The following is a 21476-nucleotide window of genomic DNA, read 5'->3' as shown; positions in this document are numbered from 1 at the left end:
CATGTGTTATTATCTTGATAAAACATGATTAGAATATGAGTCTAAACATTGCAAAAAGTAATAAGAAACGTGTCGTCATAGTAGGCGGTGGTTTCGGTGGCTTGAAACTGGCTAACAAGCTGAAAAAGTCAGGCTTTCAAGTCGTATTGATAGATAAAAACAACTATCATCAGTTTCCTCCTTTGATTTATCAGGTGGCTTCGGCCGGTATGGAGCCAACTTCCATATCCTTCCCCTTCCGTAAAATATTCCAGCATCGGAAAGATTTCTATTTCCGTATGGCGGAAGTACGTGCCATTTTCCCGGAAAAGAATATGATACAGACTTCCATCGGAAAAGCAGAATATGACTATCTGGTGTTAGCAGCAGGTACTACAACCAACTATTTCGGTAATAAACATATCGAAGAGGAAGCCATGCCGATGAAAAATGTGTCAGAAGCGATGGGATTGCGAAACGCTCTTCTGGCTAATCTGGAACGAGCGCTGACCTGTTCAACAAAGCAGGAACAACAAGAGCTATTGAATATTGTAATTGTAGGAGGTGGAGCTACCGGGATAGAAGTAGCCGGAATACTTTCCGAGATGAAGAAATTCGTCTTGCCGAATGATTATCCTGATATGCCCAGCAGTCTGATGCATATCTATTTGATTGAAGCCGGGCCGCGATTGCTTGCCGGAATGTCAGAAGAATCTTCTGCACATGCTGAACAGTTTCTCCGTGAAATGGGAGTAAATATCCTGTTGAATAAACGTGTTGTGGATTATCGTGACCATAAAGTAGTACTCGAAGATGGTACAGAGATTGCCACGCGTACTTTTATCTGGGTGAGTGGTGTCACCGGTGTGACTATCGGCAATCTGGATGCCTCTCTGATTGGGCGTGGAGGACGTATTAAAGTCGATTCATTCAACCGTGTAGAAGGGATGAATAATGTGTTTGCTATTGGCGACCAATGTATTCAGTTGGCTGATGAAAATTACCCGAACGGGCATCCTCAACTGGCACAAGTGGCGATCCAACAAGGAGAACTATTGGCAAAGAATCTGATTCGTATGGAAAAAGGACAGGAAATGAAACCTTTCCATTACCGCAATTTAGGTTCGATGGCGACCGTCGGGCGCAATCGTGCCGTGGCAGAGTTTAGTAAAGTAAAGATGCAGGGATGGTTTGCTTGGGTGATGTGGCTGGTTGTTCATCTGCGTTCTATCCTTGGAGTTCGTAATAAAGTGATTGTGCTCTTAAATTGGATCTGGAATTATTTCACTTACGATCAATCCATGCGTATGATTGTCTATGCCCGTAAAGCAAAAGAAATTCGCGATCGTGAAAAGCTGGAGGAGACTAATCATTGGGGAAAAGAACTGATACAGGAACCGAAGCAACACTCTCCGCAGGAGATTCAGCAAGCTTCCGAACTAGAGAAAAAATAGTTAATGAGAAGTCATTATACCGTAGTTGACAATCCGTCATTATCCAGGTATGCTGACCTTCCGCCGACAGGTGGATAGATTCATATTCTGAACAGTAAATTCGTACAGGGTGTCCGATATCGGACACCCTTTGTTTTTTGTTACATTCTATTTATCAATTACTTACGGTTTTGGCATAGATTTGGTATATAAAATGCTAAATTGATACATGATAAAATCGTAAACGATCAGATATGGACAGAGAAATTCCTAAAGAAATACGTCAGAAAGAACGTAACAAGAAGATCATTCGTTATTCATCCATCGGGGTGGCAAGTATTGTTGTCATTGGTGTACTTATATCTGTACTAAGGGCAGGAGTGGAGGCAAAAGATCTTGTCTTTTCCACAGTCGATACAGGAGTTATTGAGGTAAGTGTCAGTGCTTCCGGCAAGGTGGTTCCTGCATTTGAAGAAATTATCAATTCTCCAATCAACAGTCGTATTCTTGAAGTTTATAAAAAAGGAGGAGATAGCGTAGATGTAGGTACTCCGATTCTGAAACTCGATCTTCAGAGTACGGAAACCGAATATAAAAAGTTGCTGGACGAAGAGCAGATGCGTCGGTATAAGCTCGATCAGCTTCGTGTCAATAATCAGACGAAGCTTTCGGATATGGCGATGCAGATCAAAGTTTCGGCTATGAAATTAAGCCGGATGAAGGTGGAGTTGAGAAATGAACACTATTTGGACAGTCTCGGTGCGGGAACAACGGATAAAGTGCGCCAGGCTGAATTGAGCTATAATGTTGCCCAGTTAGAGTACGAACAACTCCGGCAACAATATAAAAATGAGAAGGAGGTGGCTGCTGCCGAACTGAAAGTACAGGAACTTGATTTTAATATCTTCCGTAAGAGTCTTTCCGAAAAGAAACGTACTTTGGATGACGCGCAAATCCGTTCTCCGCGCAGAGCTATTCTTACCTATATTAACAACCAGATTGGTGCGCAGATTTCCGAAGGTGGACAAGTCGCTATCATTTCTGATTTAAGTCATTTTAAGGTGGAAGGCGAGATTGCTGATACGTATGGCGACCGTGTGGCAGCTGGAGGAAAAGCAATTGTTAAGATAGGAAGCGATAAACTGGAAGGAACGGTCAGCAGTGTAACACCGTTATCCAAAAATGGCGTCATATCATTCACGGTTCAGTTGAAGGAAGATAATCATCGTCGTCTGCGCTCCGGATTGAAGACGGATGTTTATGTGATGAATGCTGTAAAGGAAGATGTGATGCGTGTTGCCAATGGCTCTTTCTATGTGGGGCGTGGTGAATACGAATTGTTTGTCTGCAACTCTGACAATGAACTGGTCAAACGTAAGATACAGTTGGGTGATTCAAACTTTGAATATGTAGAAGTTTTGAGTGGATTGCAACCGGGTGACAGGGTAGTGGTAAGTGATATGAGTGCATATAAGAACAAGAATAAGCTGAAGATTAAATAAATTAAACACTAGAAGTTATGATAACATTGAACTCTCTTTCCAAAATTTACCGTACTGATGAGATTGAACGGTAGCGTTGGAAAATGTGAATCTGACGGTAGAACGTGGAGAATTCCTAAGTATAATGGGACCTTCCGGGTGCGGAAAATCTACATTGTTGAATATAATGGGATTACTTGACGCACCTACCATGGGAATAGTGGAAATCAATGGAATACGTACCGAAGGAATGAAAGACAAAGAATTGGCAATTTTCCGTAATAAAACGCTTGGTTTTGTGTTTCAGTCTTTTCATCTGATTAATTCGTTAAATGTGACGGATAATGTGGAGTTGCCTTTACTTTATCGCCGTGTTGGCAGTAGTGAGCGAAAGCGGTTGGCGCAAGAGGTATTGGAAAAAGTAGGGTTAAGCCATCGTATGAGACATTTTCCTACACAACTTTCCGGTGGGCAGTGCCAACGTGTAGCTATTGCCCGTGCTATTATCGGTAATCCTGAAATAATCCTTGCCGATGAGCCGACAGGTAACTTGGATTCAAGGATGGGAGCTGAAGTAATGGAACTGCTTCACCGGCTGAATAAAGAAGACGGACGAACTATTGTTATGGTCACCCATAATGAAGAACAGGCAAAGCAGACTTCGCGTACCATTCGTTTCTTTGACGGACGACAGGTGCAGTAGAACCTGCGTTTTATACATAAAACTAAATAGAAAATAGATTAATATCTCTCTAAATTAAAAACCACCATGACAAAGAATATTTTTATCGTTGCGATAGCTGTCCTGTTAAGTGTTGCTTTTTGTTCGCTATCGGCACAAAATGTGAGTAAAGATTATAATGTAGGCGACTTTTCTGCCATCAACCTGCAATCTGTCGGAAATATTATTTTCGCTCAATCGGCAGAATGTACCTGCCGTTTGGGAGGGCCTTCTGAATTTGTAGAGAAAACCCGGGTAACGGTGAAGAACGGCACACTGGTTATCGATTATAAAGAGAAGAACGTAAAGAATGTCAAGAATCTGATTTTTTACATCACTGCTCCCGATTTGAGTAAAGTGAAAATCGACGGGGTAGGGAACTTTGATGCAAAGGAAAAATTGAATCTTAAAAATATAGCTTTCGAACTTGACGGAGTGGGAAATTGCAACGTGAAAAATCTTCATTGCGATGAACTGAAACTCGATGTCGACGGAGTAGGCAATATGAAAATGAATGTTGACTGTGGCCTTATCAAGGCTAAAGTGGATGGAGTAGGGAATATCACTTTATCGGGTAAGGCTGATACTGCTTTCTTTAAAAAGGATGGTGTTGGTGAAATCAATCACAAAAACCTGAAATGTAAGGATATAACAAAGAAGGGATGGAATTTCTAATATGGAACGTTCTTTGACGAACTTCTGTGGAACCTAATCGAAGAAGAATAAAAAAGACGAGTAAGAAATATACTGAACTCTATACTGGTAACGATCATGATAAAACTCTATTTTAAACAAGCATTCCATCTGTTGGGAGAAAATAAACTGCTTTCATCTATTTCCATTATTGGTACAGCTTTGGCTATTGCTATGATAATGGTAATTGTGATTACTTTACGTGCGACTATTGCTCCCTTTGCACCGGAAACCCATCGTGACCGGATGCTTATTTTCCGGTTTGCCGGACTTCAAAATAAGTCCAACGTGAATTGGCAAAGCAATGGCCCTATCGGATACAATACGGCAAAGGCTTGTTTCAAAGCAATGACAATTCCTGAAGTTGTTTCCATAACCAATATCTGGCAGGAAACAATGCTGGCTGCTAAACCGGCAGGTGAGATGGAAAGTTGTAGTGTGTTGCAAACAGACGATGCTTTCTGGAAAATATTTGAATTTGAGTTTCTATCCGGTAAACCGTATGATAATGCCGATTTTGATGCCGGAGCAGCAAAAGCTGTGGTTTCCGAAGATATGGCTCGCCGTTTGTTCGGAACGTCAGAAGTGGTTGGAAAAACATTCCTTTTGAATCATTCGGCTTATATTGTTTGCGGAGTGGTACGTCCGGTTTCTAAACTGGCGAAATACGCCTATGCGCAAGTTTGGATTCCTTTGAGTTCAACAAGTGCCTTCACAGCCACTTGGGGCGATGACAATATCATGGGTATGACTGCCGTCTATATACTGGCTAAATCGAAAGACGATTTTCCGGCTATTCGCCAGGAGGCAGACCGCTTGCGGGCTATCTTTATGGCAGGGCATCCCAATTTCGATTTACTCTATCGCGGACAGCCTGATACTTATTTCGTAGCCGCGCAACGCTATTCCGCCAACAATCCTCCTGCTGTGAAAGAAGCAGTACGGCAATACATACTGACATTACTTGTCTTATTGATTGTTCCTGCCGTCAACTTGTCCGGACTTACTTTGTCACGCATGCGTAAGCGTATCTCCGAAATAGGAGTGCGAAAAGCCTTTGGTGCCCCCAGACGGGAGCTTATGATGCAGGTACTATCCGAAAATATGCTTTATTCCCTGTTCGGAGGAATTCTCGGACTGGTATTAAGTTATGTCGCCGCTTTCCTTTTGGGAGGAATGCTTTTCTCCGTAGACTTTGTATCCAATGGGGTGGAAGATTTGCGGACCATGTGTGTCGACTTACTGTTCGATCCTACCGTATTCCTGCTGGCATTTCTGGCTTGCTTCTTACTCAATTTATTAAGTGCCGCCATTCCGGCATGGAGAGTAACTCGCACCAATATTGTGGATGCCATCAACGAAAGATAATTCTTCAACTCATCTAAATTCTAAAGAAAATGCAACTATTAAAACAAATATGGAACGAGCGCCGGTCAAACGGATGGTTATGGTCAGAACTATTAATTGTTTTTGTGGTCCTGTGGTATGTGGTCGACTGGACGTATGTGACAGCGCGTACTTATTACGAACCGGTAGGATTTGATATTACCGATACGTATTATTTGGAGCTAAGCCTGAAAAACGACAAGAGTAATTCCTATCTTTCGAAAGAGCAAAAGAGTACATCTTTAGGACAAGATATTATCGAGTTGACCAATCGTCTCCGGAGATTGCCGGAAGTGGAGGCCGTTTCAATATCCAATAATGCGCGTCCCTATATCGGGAGTAATTCCGGTAGTATGTTGCGTATCGATACATTGGTTAGTAGTCCGCTACGGCGTTCGGTAACCCCTGACTTTTTTCAGGTCTTCCGTTATCAAAGTGCTGATGGGCGTGGTTATCAGCCGTTGGTGCAAGCTTTAAGGAATGGCAATGTCGTTGTTGGTGAAAATTTCTGGCCCAAAGATTATAAAGGCGATCGTACGCTGTTGGGTAAAGAAATGGTCGATGTGGATGATTCTACAAAAGTGTACAAGATAGGGGGAGTTTCGAAGAAAGTGCGTTACAATGACTTTTGGCCTAACTACAGTGACCGGTATGTAGCCATTGAACTTACTGAAAAGATAATGGTCGAACTTGACGATGAACTTTATCCTTCGAGTGTAGAAGTTTGTCTGCGAGTGAAACCGGGGACTTCCAGAGACTTTGCGGAACATTTGATGAAATTGTCCGCCAACCAGTTGAGTGTCGGTAACTTATTCATCCTGAAAGTGCATGATTATGAAGATCTGCGGAATGACTTCCAGCAAGGAAGTTATAATCAGGTACAGGTACGTTTCTGGATGATGGGCTTCTTATTGCTTAATATCCTGTTGGGCATTGTCGGCACCTTCTGGTTCCGTACGCAGCACCGTCGTACCGAGTCTGCGCTTCGTATAGCAGTCGGGTCCAGCCGGATGCAGCTTTGGCAACGTTTAAATAAAGAAGGATTGCTATTATTGACTCTGGCTGCTTTGCCTGCCGCCGCCATCTGTTATAATATCGGCCATCTGGAGTTGACTGAAGGGTATATGGAGTGGGGAGTAGTACGTTTTCTTATTACATTTGTCATAACCTACTTCCTGATGTCTTTAATGATTCTTATAGGTATTTGGTTTCCTGCCCGTCAGGTAATCCGCATACAGCCTGCCGAAGCGCTGCGCGAAGAATAAAAAACTTGGGCTATCTATTTGTTTTCAATAGATTTAACGTATCTTTGTCGGCATAATATTGAAAACACCGCAGGTTTTAACTATATGAATCGACGCTATTATTGTATGTTTATAGTTCTGTTTTTTGCTGTTCTTACGCAGGCGGCGGCAGCGGAACGTACATTCAATATCCTTTTTATACAGTCTTACACCTCGCAGACTCCTTGGCACAGTGACCTTAATCAGGGCTTGGCTAAAGGGTTTAAAGAGAGTGGTTTGAAGGTGAACATAACAACGGAATATCTTGATGCGGATTTTTGGGCATTCAATTCCGAGAAGGTAATCATGCGTCGTTTTTGTCAGCGTGCCCGCGACAGGCAGACAGATTTGATTGTAACTGCGAGTGATGAAGCTTTTTATACCCTTTTTGCGTGTGGAGATTCGTTGCCTTTGCAGATTCCGGTGGTGTTTTTCGGTATTAAGTATCCTGATACGAAGTTGATTACTGCTCATCCCAATGTTTGCGGATTCACAGCCAATCCGGATTTCGACGTCATATTACGTCAGGCACAAAAGATATTTCCCCGCCGGAAAGAAGTTGTTTGTGTGATAGATAACAGCTTTTTAAGTAACAAAGGGCTTGAAGATTTTGAAGAAGAGTGGAAAATCTTTCAGAAAGATAACCCGGATTATAGAATGAAAATCTATAATACCCAAAATCATACGACTAGTCATATCATTGCGGCAATTTGTTACCCTCGTAACAGCTACGAACGTTTAGTTGTTGCTCCTAAATGGTCGCCTTTCCTTTCATTTGTAGGTAAAAACTCAAAAGCTCCCGTATTTTCAACTCAAAATGTAGGATTGACTAACGGTGTGTTTAGCGCTTATGATGCCGACAGCTATACTTCTGCATCATTGGCTGCTCAAAGGGCTGCTTCGGTCTTGAAAGGTACCTCTCCCCGGGATATAGGAGTGACGGAAATTACACAGGGATTCATCTTTGACTACAAGCAATTAGATTTTTTCCATGTCGACTCTGATAAAGTATCCTCTAGCGGAACCATAGTCAATGAACCATATTGGGAGAAATATAAATACCTTTTTATACTTCTCTATCCATCTATCCTCGCATTGTTGATAGCCTCTATCGTGTGGCTGATGCGTGCCAACCGGCGTGAATCCAAACGACGGATTCAGGCACAGACCCGTCTGCTGGTACAGAATAAACTGGTGGAACAGCGTAATGAGTTCGATAATGTATTTCATTCCATCCGTGATGGTGTGATAACGTATGATACCGATTTGCACATTCATTTTACAAACCGTTCCTTATTACAAATGCTTCATTTGCCGTATGAGGCAGGTGGGCGTTTTTATGAAGGAATGATGGCTGGCAGTATCTTCAAAATATATTATAACGGTCAGGACATTCTTCATAAAATGCTGAAGCAAGTAGCTTCAAAAGGAGAAAGTGTGAAGATACCGCAGGGAGCTTTCATGAAAGAAGTGCATAGTGATAAGTACTTCCCGGTGTCGGGGGAAATAGTTCCGATCCGTTCAAAGGACGCGATTACCGGTATGGCACTTTCTGCGCGGAATATTTCGGATGAAGAAATGCAGAAACGTTTCTTTGATATGGCGGTAGACGAAAGCTCCATATATCCGTGGCAGTTTGATATGGAAACGAACTGTTTCATTTTTCCGCAAGGTTTCTTGAAACGTCTTGGATACGATGAGTCGGTTACTACCATCCCTCGTGACGAAATGGATCGCACTATCCATCCTGACGATTTGAAAGAAATAAGACCGTTGTTTGACAGAGCATTGACCGGGGAAGATTCTAATACCCGTCTGAACTTCCGTCAGCGGAATGTCAACGGAGAGTATGAATGGTGGGAATATCGTTCTTCCGTAATCACGGGATTGACACAAGATTCATTGTACAATATATTAGGTGTTTGTCAGAGTATCCAGCGATATAAGACTGCCGAGCAGGAAATGAGAGAGGCCCGTGATAAAGCCCTCCAGGCTGACAAACTGAAATCGGCGTTCCTTGCCAACATGAGTCACGAGATTCGGACTCCGCTGAATGCGATTGTAGGTTTCTCCGATTTGCTAAGCGATACGAGTGGTTTTACAAGCGAAGAGATTGCCCAGTTTATCGGAACCATTAATAAGAATTGTGGCCTGTTGCTGGCTTTGATTAATGATATTCTTGATTTGTCACGTATCGAATCGGGAACCATGGAATTTATGTTCGCCGAGCATAACCTGCCGTTGTTATTAAAGACCGTCCATGATTCTCAACGCTTGAATATGCCACCGGGAGTAGAACTGGTGTTGCGTATGCCCGAAAGTGATAAGAAATATCTTACGACAGATAATGTACGCTTGCAGCAAGTCGTGAATAATCTGATAAATAACGCTGCTAAATTTACGAGCAGCGGTTTCATTACTTTCGGCTATGAAGACGATGAGGTTCCCGGCTACACCCGTATCTTTGTGGAGGATACCGGAGTCGGTATTTCTGAAGAAGGTATCCGTCATATATTCGAACGATTCTATAAAGTCGATAATTTCACCCAAGGAGCAGGTTTGGGATTAAGTATTTGTCAGACTATCATCGAACGTCTGAATGGTACCATCTCCGTCACCTCCGAAGTAGGTAAAGGCACTCGTTTCACTGTGCGCCTTCCTAACTACTGCGAATAATCGAACGTTCACTTTTGGGCATAGTGTCCGAAAATGGACACTTTTCTTATTTTCTAATCTGTTGATAATAAAAACTTTACTTTTTTGGCACATCGTTTGATTCTCTCATAGTGGAAAATACTGTGCATAATGAAAAAGAAAAGTATATTGTTTGCTCTTGCTGCCGTTTGCCTGCCGTTGGCATTGTCGGCACAGAAGGAAAGGGAAATAACCTTGAATGAAGCCATTGCTATGGCGCGTATTCAATCTGTTGACGCCGCCGTTGCCTTGAATGAATTGAAAACGGCCTATTGGGAATTTCGCACCTTTCGTGCCGATCTTCTGCCGGAAGTCAACCTGACCGGAACCCTGCCCAATTATAACAAATCGTATAGTTCCTATCAAAATTCGGACGGTTCTTACGGTTTTGTCCGTAATAATACATTGGGGCTTACCGGTGATCTTTCTATCGATCAAAATATCTGGCTTACCGGTGGTAAACTCTCGTTGACTTCTTCTCTCGACTATATCAAGCAATTGGGAGCCGGAGGAGACCGACATTTTATGTCGGTTCCTGTCACATTACAACTTACACAACCCATCTTTGGAGTCAATAATATAAAGTGGAACAGACGCATCGAACCGGTTCGTTATGCCGAAGCGAAAGCAGCTTTTATCACTGCTACCGAAGAAGTGACGATGCGTGCCATCACTTATTACTTTAATCTTTTGTTGGCAAAAGAAAATCTTGGCACGGCGAAACAGAACCAGACAAATGCCGACCACCTTTATGAAGTAGCCCTTGCCAAACGCAAAATGGGGCAGATTTCCGAGAATGAACTCTTGCAGTTGAAACTCTCCGCTTTGAATGCGAAAGCAGCATTGACGGAAGCAGAGAGTGATCTCAATGCCAAGATGTTCCAGCTCCGTGCCTTTTTGGGAGTGGGAGAGGATGAAGTACTAAACCCGGTTCTTCCCGAAGCTGTGGATGGCCCGAGGATGGAGTACAATCAGGTGTTAAATAAAGCATTGGAACGTAATTCATTCGCACAGAATATCCGTCGCCGCCAGTTGGAAGCCGATTATGAAGTAGCTACTGCACGCGGAAATTTGCGTAGTGTCGATTTGTTTGCAAGCGTAGGATATACGGGTGAGAACCGGAATTTTCCGGCCGTTTACAGGAACTTGCAGGATAATCAAATTGTTCAGGTAGGCGTTAAGATTCCGATTCTCGATTGGGGAAAACGCCGTGGGAAAGTCCGGGTAGCCAAGAGTAACCGGGATGTAGTGCTTTCAAAAATTCGTCAGGAACAGATAAACTTCAACCAGGACATTTTTCTGTTGGTGGAGCATTTCAATAATCAGGCACAACAGTTGGACATAGCCAAAGAAGCCGATGCGATAGCCCAGCAACGATATAAAACAAGTATTGAAACTTTCCTGATAGGTAAAATCAATACCTTGGATTTGAATGATGCGCAGAACTCTAAAGATGATGCGAGACAGAAACATATTTCCGAACTTTATTATTATTGGTATTATTATTATCAGATTCGCAGTCTGACGCTATGGGATTTTCGTACCAATACCGAACTTGAAGCTGATTTTGATGAAATCATCCGGCGATAGAAAGGGTAGGAAAAAGCTTTTGAATCTTATGGAGGAACTTGCCGGAGATTATGGGAAAAGTTTTTCAAGTCTGCAAACAGACTATTGCGTATTTATGCCTGATTCATTTGGTATTACGAACTATTTATAGTACCTTTGAAACTCGATTTTAACACTCGGGAAATGAAAAATACGTAAATAATACAGAAAAATTCATCCCCCATTATAAATAAAGAAAGAAATAAAAAAAGAAATACTTCTTCTTGGAAGATTGAAAAAACAGAAGAAGAAGTTTTCTTGGTAGAGGAATCTTGCAATTTTAACTATGATTCTGATAATTGACGACGACAGCGCAGTGCGTTCTTCGCTTAGCTTCATGTTGAAGCGGGCAGGATATGAAGCACAGACCGTTCCCGGTCCACGGGAAGCTATGGAAGTAGTACGTTCCATAGCTCCGGATTTGATCCTGATGGATATGAACTTCACTCTTTCTACAACGGGTGAGGAGGGTTTGACCCTACTCAAACAAGTAAAAATATTCCGTCCCGAAACACCAGTGATATTGATGACCGCTTGGGGAAGTATCCAACTTGCTGTGCAAGGAATGCAGGCAGGAGCTTTTGATTTCATAACGAAGCCCTGGAATAATGCCGCCTTGTTGCAACGCATTGAAACGGCACTCCAACTTTCGGGAACTCCACAGGAACCAACGCAGGAACAGAGCGATTCTTTCGACCGCAGCCACATCATCGGGCGTAGCCAGGGATTGATGGAGGTGTTGAACACGATTGCCCGCATCGCAAAGACCAATGCCTCTGTCCTCATTACAGGGGAAAGCGGAACAGGTAAGGAATTGATAGCCGAGGCCATTCATATCAACAGTCAGCGTGCCAAACATCCCTTTGTGAAAGTGAATCTTGGAGGTATCTCCCAAAGCCTGTTCGAAAGTGAAATGTTCGGGCACAAGAAAGGAGCTTTTACCGATGCTTCCGCAGACCGTATCGGACGTTTTGAAATGGCAAACAAAGGGACGATTTTCCTGGATGAAATAGGTGATCTCGACCCTTCGTGCCAGGTGAAGTTACTGCGTGTATTGCAGGATCAGACATTTGAAGTGCTCGGCGACAGCGTCCGCGCAAGACGGATATCCGGGTAGTATCAGCCACCAATGCCGATTTGCGCAAAATGGTGGGCGAACGTACTTTTCGTGAAGACCTCTTCTATCGTATCAATCTGATAACAGTGAAACTGCCGGCCTTGCGCGAACGTCGTGAAGATATTCCCTTGCTGGCACGTCATTTTGCCGACCGTCAGGCGGTAACCAACGGATTGCCCCGTACGGAGTTCTCTGCCGATGCCCTGCAATTCTTGAGCCGATTGCCCTATCCGGGGAATATTCGTGAATTGAAGAACTTGGTGGAACGTACCATTCTGGTAAGTGGTAAACCGCTGCTTGATGCTTCCGATTTTGATGCGCAGTATATTCGCCACAATGACGCAAGAGTGACCGAAGGCGCAGCTCTGGCCGGTATGACTTTGGATGAAATAGAACGCCAGACCATTCTCCAGGCGTTGGACCGTTACAAAGGAAATTTGAGTCAGGTAGCTACGGCATTGGGTATCAGCCGTGCAGCACTCTATCGCCGTCTCGAAAAATATAATATAACAATGTGATAAATTTAGGCACGTGCCTAATAATATTAAGATTAACCGTTAACCACAGATAACGTGCGTATAAAAGGATTCTTTTACATACTAGTCTTTCTGCTGCTGGCATTAGGTAGTGTATTGCTGTTCCTTTCCAGTCAACTGAATACAATCTTTTTCTACATAGGGGAGGGGCTGATACTTTTCATCCTCATTTATCTGACCTTTTTCTATCGTAAGATTGTGAAGCCGTTGAATACAATCGGAAGCGGTATGGAACTGTTGCGTGAGCAGGATTTCAGTAGCCGCCTTAGTCCTGTAGGTCAATATGAGGCCGATCGTGTGGTGAATATTTTCAACCGCATGATGGAGCAGCTCAAGAATGAACGTCTCCGTCTGCGTGAACAGAATAATTTTCTCGATTTGCTGATTAAAGCTTCTCCGATGGGAGTGATTATAACTTCCCTTGATGAAGACCTTTCGGAATTGAATCCGATGGCTTTGAAAATGCTGGGTGTTCGTTTGGAAGACGTACAAGGCAAGAAGATGAAAGAGATTGATTCTCCGTTAGCGGTGGAATTGGCCAACCTCCCGAAAGGAGAGAAGGTAACCGTCCGTCTGAACGACTCGAATATCTACCGGTGTACTCATTCTTCTTTCATTGATCGTGGATTTCAGCATCCCTTCTACTTGGTAGAAACCCTCACCGACGAAGTGATGAAAGCGGAAAAGAAAGCATACGAGAAAGTGATCCGCATGATTGCCCACGAAGTGAACAACACGACTGCCGGCATTACTTCCACACTGGATACGGTAGAACAAGCCCTTTCCAGCGAAGAAGGAATGGAAGACATCTGCGACGTGATGCGTGTATGTACCGACCGTTGTTTCTCGATGAGTCGTTTCATCACCCGTTTTGCCGATGTGGTGAAAATCCCCGAACCGACACTCTCTTCTGTCAATCTGAATGATTTGGTTTTCACCTGCAAGCGGTTTATGGAAGGAATGTGTAATGACCGTCGCATTACACTCCGCATGGAAATAGACGAAAGTCTGAAAGATGTGATGCTGGATGCCGCTTTGTTTGAGCAAGTACTCGTAAATATCATCAAAAATGCAGCGGAAAGCATTGAAGCCGATGGGGAAATAATAGTCCGCACCCTCGCTCCGGCCACTGTTGAAGTGATAGATAACGGTCAGGGAATCAGCAAAGAAACAGAAGCTAAACTGTTCAGTCCTTTCTTCTCTACCAACCGAACGGTCAGGGAATCGGACTCATCTTTATTCGCGAAGTACTGATGCGTCATGGGTGCACATTCTCTTTGCGAACCTATGCCGACGGACTGACCCGATTCCGTATTACTTTCCCCTAATTGTGTCAAATAAGAACATTTCTTCCGTCAAATAGACCTTTTTTTGTCTTGAAATCACTCCTACCTTTGCCCCGCTCAATTCAATAGGATTTAAGGTATGAGATTAATGAAAAAAGGCACATTGACGCTCTTTCTTTTATTGGCTATCAGTATTCCGCTAAGTGCGCAGTATGTGGTACAAGGGGTGGTGACTGATTCTCTGACCAAAGAACCTTTGCCTTATGCATCTGTACGCTTAAAAGACACGACCGAAGGAACTACTACCGGAAGCGACGGACGCTTTTACTTCAAAACCCACCGCTCCGAAGCAGTGCTTGTAATCTCTGTAATCGGATATAATGACTATGTCCGCACCATTCGCCCTGCCCGTAATGCATCCTATAAAGTAGCGCTTGCGCCTACCGAATACGCGCTTGGTGAAGTGGTAGTCAAACCCAAACGTGAGCACTACCGGAAGAAAGATAATCCTGCTGTGGAATTTGTCCGCCGTATGATTGAAAGCCGTGACAACTACTCTCCCTACGAGAAAGACTTCTGGCAACGCGAACGTTATGAAAAGACCACCTTTGCGTTGAATAACTTCGATGAAGAGAAACAGAAAAAATGGCTATATCGTAAATTTGATTTCCTGACGGAATATGTAGATACTTCTGCCGTTACCGGTAAACCGATTCTGACGGTATCAGCCCGTGAACTGCTTGCCACAGACTATTACCGGAAATCTCCCCGTTCCGAGAAGCAATGGGTGAAAGGACGCAAACAGGCCGGTGTCGATGAGTTTCTTTCTAAACAAGGGATGCAGGCAGCCATCAATGAAGTCTTTAAAGACGTCGATATCTACGAAAACAACATTTCCCTGTTTACGAATAAGTTTGTCAGTCCCTTGTCCCGTATCGGCACAGGCTTTTATAAATATTACCTGATGGACACGTTGCAGATTGCCGGAGAGCCTTGTGCAGACCTTGCTTTCACGCCTTTTAATTCCGAGTCTTTCGGTTTCAACGGACACCTGTATGTGACGCTCGACTCTACTTACTTTGTTAAACGTGCCGTATTCAACTTTCCCAAAAAGATAAACCTGAACTTTGTAGACTACATGTTGCTCGAACAGGAATTTAAGCGCGCTGAAGACGGCACACGCCTGCTCGATCATGAAAGTATCACTGTTGAGTTTAAACTGACCGAAGGACAGGACGGTATTTTTGCCCGCCGGGTAGCGGATTACAGCAACTACACCTTTACGCCGACTGCCGAAGCCGACAAAGCCTTCACCAAACCCGAACGTATTATTGAAGAGACGGAAGCCCTGTCGCGTCCCGAAACATTCTGGGCGGAGAATCGTCCGCAAGCCGCCATCTCCCAGCAGGAAAACTCGGTAGACCGCCTGATGACACAATTACGCAGTTATCCGGTGTATTACTGGACGGAGAAAGTGCTTTCCATTCTCTTCACGGGATATATTCCTACCTCCAAAGAAGCGCCACTTTTCTATATCGGCCCGATGAATGCCACTATCAGCGGTAACACATTGGAAGGCCCCCGTATCCGTGCCGGAGGTATGACTACCGCCTGGCTCAATCCGCACCTGTTTGGCAAAGGATATGTGGCTTACGGGTTTAAAGATGAAAGAGTGAAAGGATTGGCGGAACTGGAATATTCTTTCAAGAAGAAGAAAGAATACGCCAATGAATTTCCCATCCATTCATTGAAATTGCGTTACGAATCAGATGTGAACCAGTACGGACAAAATTACCTGTATACAAGCAAAGACAATGTGTTCTTGGCCTTGAAACGTGAGAAGGACGACCGTATCGGCTATTTCCGGCAGGCGGAGATGACCTATACCAATGAGTTTTATTCCGGCTTTTCTTTCCAGTTGACAGCGCGTACACGGAAAGATGAGTCCTCCTACCTGATTCCTTTTTTAAAGAAAGAAGGAGATACCTACACCCCGGTAAAAGATTTCTCTATCAGTGCCGCAGAGTTGAAGTTGCGTTATGCTCCGAATGAGAAATTCTTCCAGACTCAATGGAACCGTTTTCCCGTATCGTTGGATGCACCGGTGTTTACCTTGTCTCATACCATTGCCGGAAAAGGAGCGTTGGGCAGCGATTACACTTACAATCATACCGAAGCCGGTATTCAGAAACGCTTCTGGTTTTCCGCGTTCGGCTATACGGACGTTATACTAAAAGCAGGTAAAGTGTGGGATAAAGTACCTTTCCCGTTGCTTATCATGCCTAATGCCAACCTTTCTTATACCATCCAACCGGAATCTTACTCGTTGATGAATGCGATGGAGTTTATGAACGATGAGTATTTCTCGTGGGATGTTACTTATTTCCTCAACGGATGGCTGTTCAACCGGGTACCGTTGTTGAAAAAACTTAAATGGAGAGAAATAGTTTCCTGTCGTGGATTATATGGACATTTGAGCGATAAAAACAACCCGGCTTTGAGTGACGGTTTGTTCGCTTTTCCGATAGAGAACACACAAACAATGGGAAAAACACCTTATGTGGAGGCGGGTGTCGGTATTGAAAACATTTTCAAGGTGTTACGTTTGGACTATATCTGGAGGCTCACTTATCGTGATTCGCCCGGGATTGACAGATCAGGCTTGAGAATAAGTCTCCACATGACCTTTTAAAAGTTAAATCCTGCTAATTGCAATGTTTATATGACAAATAAAGACCGTATTAGTAATTAATTAATCTTATTTTTGCATCAATTTTAGTTTAATTTTAATAGAATAGAAATGAAACAAGAAATTAAACCCGCTACCGGGCGTCTTGGCGTATTGGTAGTTGGAGTGGGTGGTGCGGTAGCTACCACGATGATTGTAGGTACACTAGCCTCTCGCAAGGGACTGGCAAAACCGATAGGATCTATTACACAGTTAGCCACAATGCGCATGGAGAACAACGAAGAAAAACTCATCAAGGACGTTGTGCCTTTGACGAATTTGGAAGACATTGTTTTCGGAGGATGGGATATTTTCCCGGACAACGCATACGAAGCTGCTATGTACGCCGAGGTTTTGAAAGAAAAAGACCTGAATGGAGTAAAAGAAGAGTTGGAAGCTATCAAACCGATGCCGGCTGCTTTCGATCACAACTGGGCAAAACGTCTGAACGGTACACACGTGAAGAAGGCTGCTACCCGTTGGGAAATGGTAGAACAACTTCGTCAGGATATCCGCGACTTCAAGGCTGCTAACAACTGCGAACGCGTAGTGGTGCTTTGGGCTGCAAGTACTGAAATTTACATTCCGCTGTCTGACGAACACATGTCACTCGCTGCTTTAGAGAAAGCAATGAAGGAAAACAATACAGACGTGATTTCTCCGAGTATGTGTTACGCGTATGCTGCTATTGCAGAAGACGCTCCGTTCGTGATGGGTGCTCCTAACTTGTGTGTGGATACTCCTGCTATGTGGGAATTCTCTAAACAAAAGAATGTACCTATCTCCGGTAAAGACTTCAAGAGTGGTCAGACACTGATGAAAACCGTATTGGCTCCGATGTTCAAAACCCGTATGCTGGGTGTGAACGGTTGGTTCTCTACCAATATCCTCGGTAACCGCGACGGTGAAGTGCTCGATGATCCGGACAACTTCAAGACAAAAGAAGTCAGCAAGCTGTCTGTAATCGACACTATCTTCGAACCTGAAAAATATCCGGATCTCTACGGAGATGTTTATCATAAAGTACGTATCAACTACTATCCTCCCCGCAAAGACAACAAAGAAGCATGGGACAACATCGACATCTTCGGATGGATGGGCTACCCGATGGAAATCAAGGTGAACTTCCTTTGCCGCGACTCTATCCTTGCAGCTCCTATCGCTCTTGACCTTGTGTTGTTCAGCGACTTGGCAATGCGTGCAGGCATGTGTGGCATCCAGACTTGGTTGTCATTCTTCTGCAAGAGTCCGATGCACGATTTCGAACATCAGCCCGAACACGACTTGTTTACACAATGGAGAATGGTAAAACAGACATTGCGTAACATGATTGGTGAAAAAGAACCTGATTACTTAGCTTAATCAGTAACCCCAAATAATAAGTTGAGATTGAGATTTACCATCCTATAAAGACTGGTGGATGCTCAACCTCAACTTTTACTTTTTTATTGTACAAATTCCCCATTCGTTGGGGGACTCGTGACACAACCGACTCGTAGTTTGTAATTAGTAATTAGTAATAAATGAAGCGTCCTCCCTTTCTACCTGTTTTTATAGGCACGGGCTTTGGCTCCGGTTTTTCTCCTTTTGCTCCCGGCACGGCTGGGGCGTTACTGGCTTCTATCATTTGGATTGCACTTTATTTTCTCCTTCCTTTCTCTTGGGTATTATGGCTGACTGCCGCTTTGGTGATTGTATTTATATTCGCCGGCATTTGGGCTGCCGATAAGCTGGAGACTTATTGGGGAGAAGATCCTTCGCGTGTGGTAGTAGATGAGATGGTGGGAGTGTGGATACCGTTGTTGGCTGTTCCCAATGATGACAAATGGTTTTGGTACGTGATTGCGGCTTTTGCCTTGTTCCGCATCTTTGATATAGCCAAACCGTTGGGCATACGTCGTATGGAAAGCCTGAAAGGTGGGGTAGGGGTCATGATGGACGATGTTTTGGCGGGAGTGTATAGTTTTATATTGTTAGTGGGAGCGAGATGGGTGATTGGCTGAAAAAAGTTGCACGGATGATTTCCCAGAAAGGCGGCATCTTCATGTTTTTGAGGGCGCAGCTTTCTGCTCAAATGGCAACTATTGCAGACTTTCTCGTTACGATTCTTCTGGTCAGGCTGTTTGATGTCTACTATGTATATGCCACCCTGGCGGGAGCTATCTATGGAGGAATCGTTAATTGCGTTATCAACTATAAATGGACTTTTAAATCGAAAGGAAAGAAAACACACGTTGCTGTAAAATTTATCCTTGTATGGGTTTGCAGTGTTTGGCTCAATACGTGGGGAACGTATGCACTGACGGAATCATTAGCGAAGATTCCCTGGGTACGCAACACACTTAGCCTGTATTTCGGAGATTTTTTCATTATTCCTAAAGTGGTAGTGGCAGTCATCGTGGCACTGTTCTGGAACTATAATATGCAACGCTTTTTTGTTTACCGGAATATAGATATAAGAAGTTTGTTCGGAAAAAGAAACTGAAAAACGGATTGAAAAGACTGATGAGAAAACGAAAGAATTAGATATATACAGATTGAGAAAACAGAAGATTTAGATAAAAATAGCTATAAACAGATTTAAACAGATGAATTACAGAGATTATTTACAACAGTTGATTTATAAGATTATCAATCCCCTGATACGCGGAATGATTAAAATAGGAATCACTCCTAACTTTATCACCACTACCGGATTTATCCTGAATGTAGTAGCGGCAGGTATGTTTGTATATGCCGGCATATATGGCGGACAGAACGATTTGGCCATTATCGGCTGGGCAGGAGGTGTGATTTTGTTTGCCGGACTGTTCGATATGATGGACGGACGTGTAGCTCGCCTAGGCAACATGAGTTCCAAGTTCGGTGCGCTTTACGATTCAGTACTCGACCGTTATAGTGAATTGATGACTTTCTTTGGTATCTGTTACTATTTATCAATGAAAGATTATTTCCTTTATGCACTCATTGCATTTGTGGCACTAATCGGCTCACTGATGGTAAGCTATGTGCGTGCCCGTGCCGAAGGCTTAGGAATTGAATGTAAAGTCGGATTCATGCAACGTCCGGAACGCGTAGTGCTGACCAGTCTCGGAGCTTTGTTCTGTGGCGTTTTCAAAGATATCACCGTTTTCGAACCAATCCTGATTATGATTGTTCCTCTGGCTTTTGTTGCCCTGTTTGCCAATATCACGGCATTTGCTCGTGTGAGACATTGCTACAAAGTGATGAAAGAATGAATTAATTTACTGTTGGACGATTTACTATTTACATCGTACATCCTAAATAGTACATCGTAAATAGTCCAATAGTAAATAGTCCAATAGTAAATAGTCCAATAGTAAATAATCTAATAGTAAATAGTCTAGTTGTCTAATCAAAACATTATAATGATAAAGAATATTCAAATGCCGTCGAAGAGAGAAGCCCTGACTGTGACAGTCATTATGGCTCTTTTCCTTTTGCTGACAAGTATCTTCATCGGGCTTCGTTCCGAGCACCTGTTAATGGCGGTACTCTATTTAGTTTTATTTTTTGCCGGATTACCTACTCGTAAGTTGGCTGTGGCCCTGTTACCTTTCGCCATTTTTGGAATCTCGTATGACTGGATGCGTATTTGCCCCAACTACGAAGTGAACCCGATTGATGTGGCCGGACTGTATAATCTCGAAAAGTCTCTTTTCGGAGTAATGGATAATGGTCTTCTGGTTACTCCTTGCGAATACTTCGCTGCACACAACTGGCCGATAGCGGACGTTTTTGCCGGAATCTTCTACCTTTGTTGGGTTCCCGTTCCCATCCTGTTCGGTCTTTGCCTGTATTTCAAGAAAGAAAGAAAAACCTACCTTCGCTTTGCGTTAGTATTCTTGTTTGTCAATTTGATTGGTTTTGCCGGTTATTATATTCATCCGGCCGCTCCGCCTTGGTATGCCATCAACTACGGTTTCGAACCGATATTAAACACACCGGGTAATGTTGCAGGATTGGGACGCTTTGATGCATTCTTCGGAGTAACCATCTTTGATTCTATCTACGGGCGTAATGCTAATGTTTTTGCGGCAGTGCCTTCACTGCATGCGGCCTATATGGTAGTTGCATTGGTGTATGCCATTATTGGTAAATGCAGGTGGTATGTGGTTACTCTTTTCTCTATTATCATGGTCGGCATTTGGGGAACAGCTATTTATTCATGCCATCATTATATCATTGATGTATTACTTGGCATCTCTTGCGCGTTAATCGGTTGGCTGGTATTCGAATACATATTGATGAGAATCCCGGCGTTCAAAAGATTCTTCGAAAGATATTATACGTATATAAAGTAAGATTATATGTGAATAAAGTGAGATATATACCCATACAAAAAGCAAGTATATACTCATATAAAAGCAGATATATACCCATATAAAAAATAGATATAAGGTAACCATTCTATTTTCCGCCTTGACATAAGTTGTTAGCCGCCATATCTTTGCGCCGTAACCTTTAACAAGAATGATTATGGCAAAAGAAAAAGTAAACTATCAGGAGG

13 protein-coding genes and 3 pseudogenes are annotated in these 21476 nt (G+C 43.3%); all 16 read left to right on the top strand.

Translation table 11 applies throughout. The features are described 5' to 3' along the window. Nucleotides 1–35: 35 nt before the first annotated feature. Nucleotides 36–1433, top strand: a complete 1398-nt coding sequence (locus DXA05_RS22605; RefSeq protein WP_120070546.1) for an NAD(P)/FAD-dependent oxidoreductase — start codon at nucleotides 36–38, stop codon at nucleotides 1431–1433. 233 nt (nucleotides 1434–1666) lie between these two features. Continuing rightward, nucleotides 1667–2914, top strand: coding sequence for an HlyD family efflux transporter periplasmic adaptor subunit (locus DXA05_RS22600; RefSeq protein ID WP_117610451.1), 1248 nt, complete (start codon nucleotides 1667–1669; stop codon nucleotides 2912–2914). Nucleotides 2915–2931: 17 nt separating this feature from the next. Then, nucleotides 2932–3596 (top strand): annotated as a pseudogene (locus DXA05_RS22595) (ABC transporter ATP-binding protein). Between the two features lie 66 nt (nucleotides 3597–3662). Next, entirely contained in the window at nucleotides 3663–4289 is a 627-nt protein-coding gene (locus DXA05_RS22590) for a DUF2807 domain-containing protein (RefSeq protein WP_128859653.1), read from the top strand. A 96-nt stretch (nucleotides 4290–4385) separates the two neighbouring features. Beyond that, nucleotides 4386–5675, top strand: a complete 1290-nt coding sequence (locus DXA05_RS22585; RefSeq protein ID WP_128859652.1) for an ABC transporter permease — start codon at nucleotides 4386–4388, stop codon at nucleotides 5673–5675. A 29-nt stretch (nucleotides 5676–5704) separates the two neighbouring features. Next, nucleotides 5705–6958: an ABC transporter permease gene (locus tag DXA05_RS22580; RefSeq protein WP_120070553.1), complete on the top strand. Its 1254-nt coding sequence runs from the start codon at nucleotides 5705–5707 to the stop codon at nucleotides 6956–6958. Nucleotides 6959–7042: 84 nt separating this feature from the next. Next, the gene (locus tag DXA05_RS22575; RefSeq protein ID WP_128859651.1) at nucleotides 7043–9652 is read left to right on the top strand and encodes a PAS domain-containing sensor histidine kinase; all 2610 of its coding nucleotides are present in this window, start codon (nucleotides 7043–7045) and stop codon (nucleotides 9650–9652) included. 129 nt (nucleotides 9653–9781) lie between these two features. Further along, nucleotides 9782–11260 (top strand): TolC family protein, encoded by a 1479-nt coding sequence (locus tag DXA05_RS22570; RefSeq protein ID WP_004314284.1) that lies wholly within the window; start codon nucleotides 9782–9784, stop codon nucleotides 11258–11260. A gap of 304 nt (nucleotides 11261–11564) precedes the next feature. Further along, nucleotides 11565–12913, top strand: a pseudogene (locus DXA05_RS22565) (sigma-54 dependent transcriptional regulator). A 54-nt stretch (nucleotides 12914–12967) separates the two neighbouring features. Further along, nucleotides 12968–14259: pseudogene (locus DXA05_RS22560) on the top strand (ATP-binding protein). Between the two features lie 97 nt (nucleotides 14260–14356). Further along, nucleotides 14357–16909: a DUF5686 and carboxypeptidase-like regulatory domain-containing protein gene (locus DXA05_RS22555; RefSeq protein ID WP_032843283.1), complete on the top strand. Its 2553-nt coding sequence runs from the start codon at nucleotides 14357–14359 to the stop codon at nucleotides 16907–16909. Nucleotides 16910–17017: 108 nt separating this feature from the next. Beyond that, a complete protein-coding gene (locus tag DXA05_RS22550; RefSeq protein ID WP_004300682.1) occupies nucleotides 17018–18307 on the top strand; it encodes an inositol-3-phosphate synthase in 1290 nt (429 codons plus the stop codon). Between the two features lie 161 nt (nucleotides 18308–18468). Beyond that, nucleotides 18469–18948 (top strand): phosphatidylglycerophosphatase A, encoded by a 480-nt coding sequence (locus tag DXA05_RS22545; protein WP_004314279.1) that lies wholly within the window; start codon nucleotides 18469–18471, stop codon nucleotides 18946–18948. A 14-nt stretch (nucleotides 18949–18962) separates the two neighbouring features. Then, on the top strand, nucleotides 18963–19430 hold the full coding sequence (locus tag DXA05_RS22540) for a GtrA family protein (RefSeq protein ID WP_081104589.1): 468 nt from the start codon (nucleotides 18963–18965) through the stop codon (nucleotides 19428–19430). A gap of 103 nt (nucleotides 19431–19533) precedes the next feature. Next, nucleotides 19534–20184, top strand: a complete 651-nt coding sequence (locus DXA05_RS22535) for a CDP-alcohol phosphatidyltransferase family protein (RefSeq protein ID WP_009040796.1) — start codon at nucleotides 19534–19536, stop codon at nucleotides 20182–20184. Between the two features lie 168 nt (nucleotides 20185–20352). After that, complete coding sequence (locus DXA05_RS22525) at nucleotides 20353–21270, top strand: phosphatase PAP2 family protein (RefSeq protein WP_004326585.1); 918 nt, start codon at nucleotides 20353–20355, stop codon at nucleotides 21268–21270. The last annotated feature ends 206 nt before the right edge of the window (nucleotides 21271–21476 follow it).

Source organism: Bacteroides sp. AM54-2NS, from assembly GCF_003602935.1.
GTDB classification, from domain to species: domain Bacteria; phylum Bacteroidota; class Bacteroidia; order Bacteroidales; family Bacteroidaceae; genus Bacteroides; species Bacteroides xylanisolvens.
This window is presented reverse-complemented; position numbering and strand designations above follow the sequence as displayed.

Bases quoted from the DNA above. Each gene is read 5' to 3' on its own strand.
- DXA05_RS22605 (WP_120070546.1), top strand. From the start codon at position 36: ATGAGTCTAAACATTGCAAAAAGTAATAAGAAACGTGTCGTCATAGTA.
- DXA05_RS22600 (WP_117610451.1), top strand. From the start codon at position 1,667: ATGGACAGAGAAATTCCTAAAGAAATACGTCAGAAAGAACGTAACAAG.
- DXA05_RS22590 (WP_128859653.1), top strand. From the start codon at position 3,663: ATGACAAAGAATATTTTTATCGTTGCGATAGCTGTCCTGTTAAGTGTT.
- DXA05_RS22585 (WP_128859652.1), top strand. From the start codon at position 4,386: ATGATAAAACTCTATTTTAAACAAGCATTCCATCTGTTGGGAGAAAAT.
- DXA05_RS22580 (WP_120070553.1), top strand. From the start codon at position 5,705: ATGCAACTATTAAAACAAATATGGAACGAGCGCCGGTCAAACGGATGG.
- DXA05_RS22575 (WP_128859651.1), top strand. From the start codon at position 7,043: ATGAATCGACGCTATTATTGTATGTTTATAGTTCTGTTTTTTGCTGTT.
- DXA05_RS22570 (WP_004314284.1), top strand. From the start codon at position 9,782: ATGAAAAAGAAAAGTATATTGTTTGCTCTTGCTGCCGTTTGCCTGCCG.
- DXA05_RS22555 (WP_032843283.1), top strand. From the start codon at position 14,357: ATGAGATTAATGAAAAAAGGCACATTGACGCTCTTTCTTTTATTGGCT.
- DXA05_RS22550 (WP_004300682.1), top strand. From the start codon at position 17,018: ATGAAACAAGAAATTAAACCCGCTACCGGGCGTCTTGGCGTATTGGTA.
- DXA05_RS22545 (WP_004314279.1), top strand. From the start codon at position 18,469: ATGAAGCGTCCTCCCTTTCTACCTGTTTTTATAGGCACGGGCTTTGGC.
- DXA05_RS22540 (WP_081104589.1), top strand. From the start codon at position 18,963: ATGATTTCCCAGAAAGGCGGCATCTTCATGTTTTTGAGGGCGCAGCTT.
- DXA05_RS22535 (WP_009040796.1), top strand. From the start codon at position 19,534: ATGAATTACAGAGATTATTTACAACAGTTGATTTATAAGATTATCAAT.
- DXA05_RS22525 (WP_004326585.1), top strand. From the start codon at position 20,353: ATGCCGTCGAAGAGAGAAGCCCTGACTGTGACAGTCATTATGGCTCTT.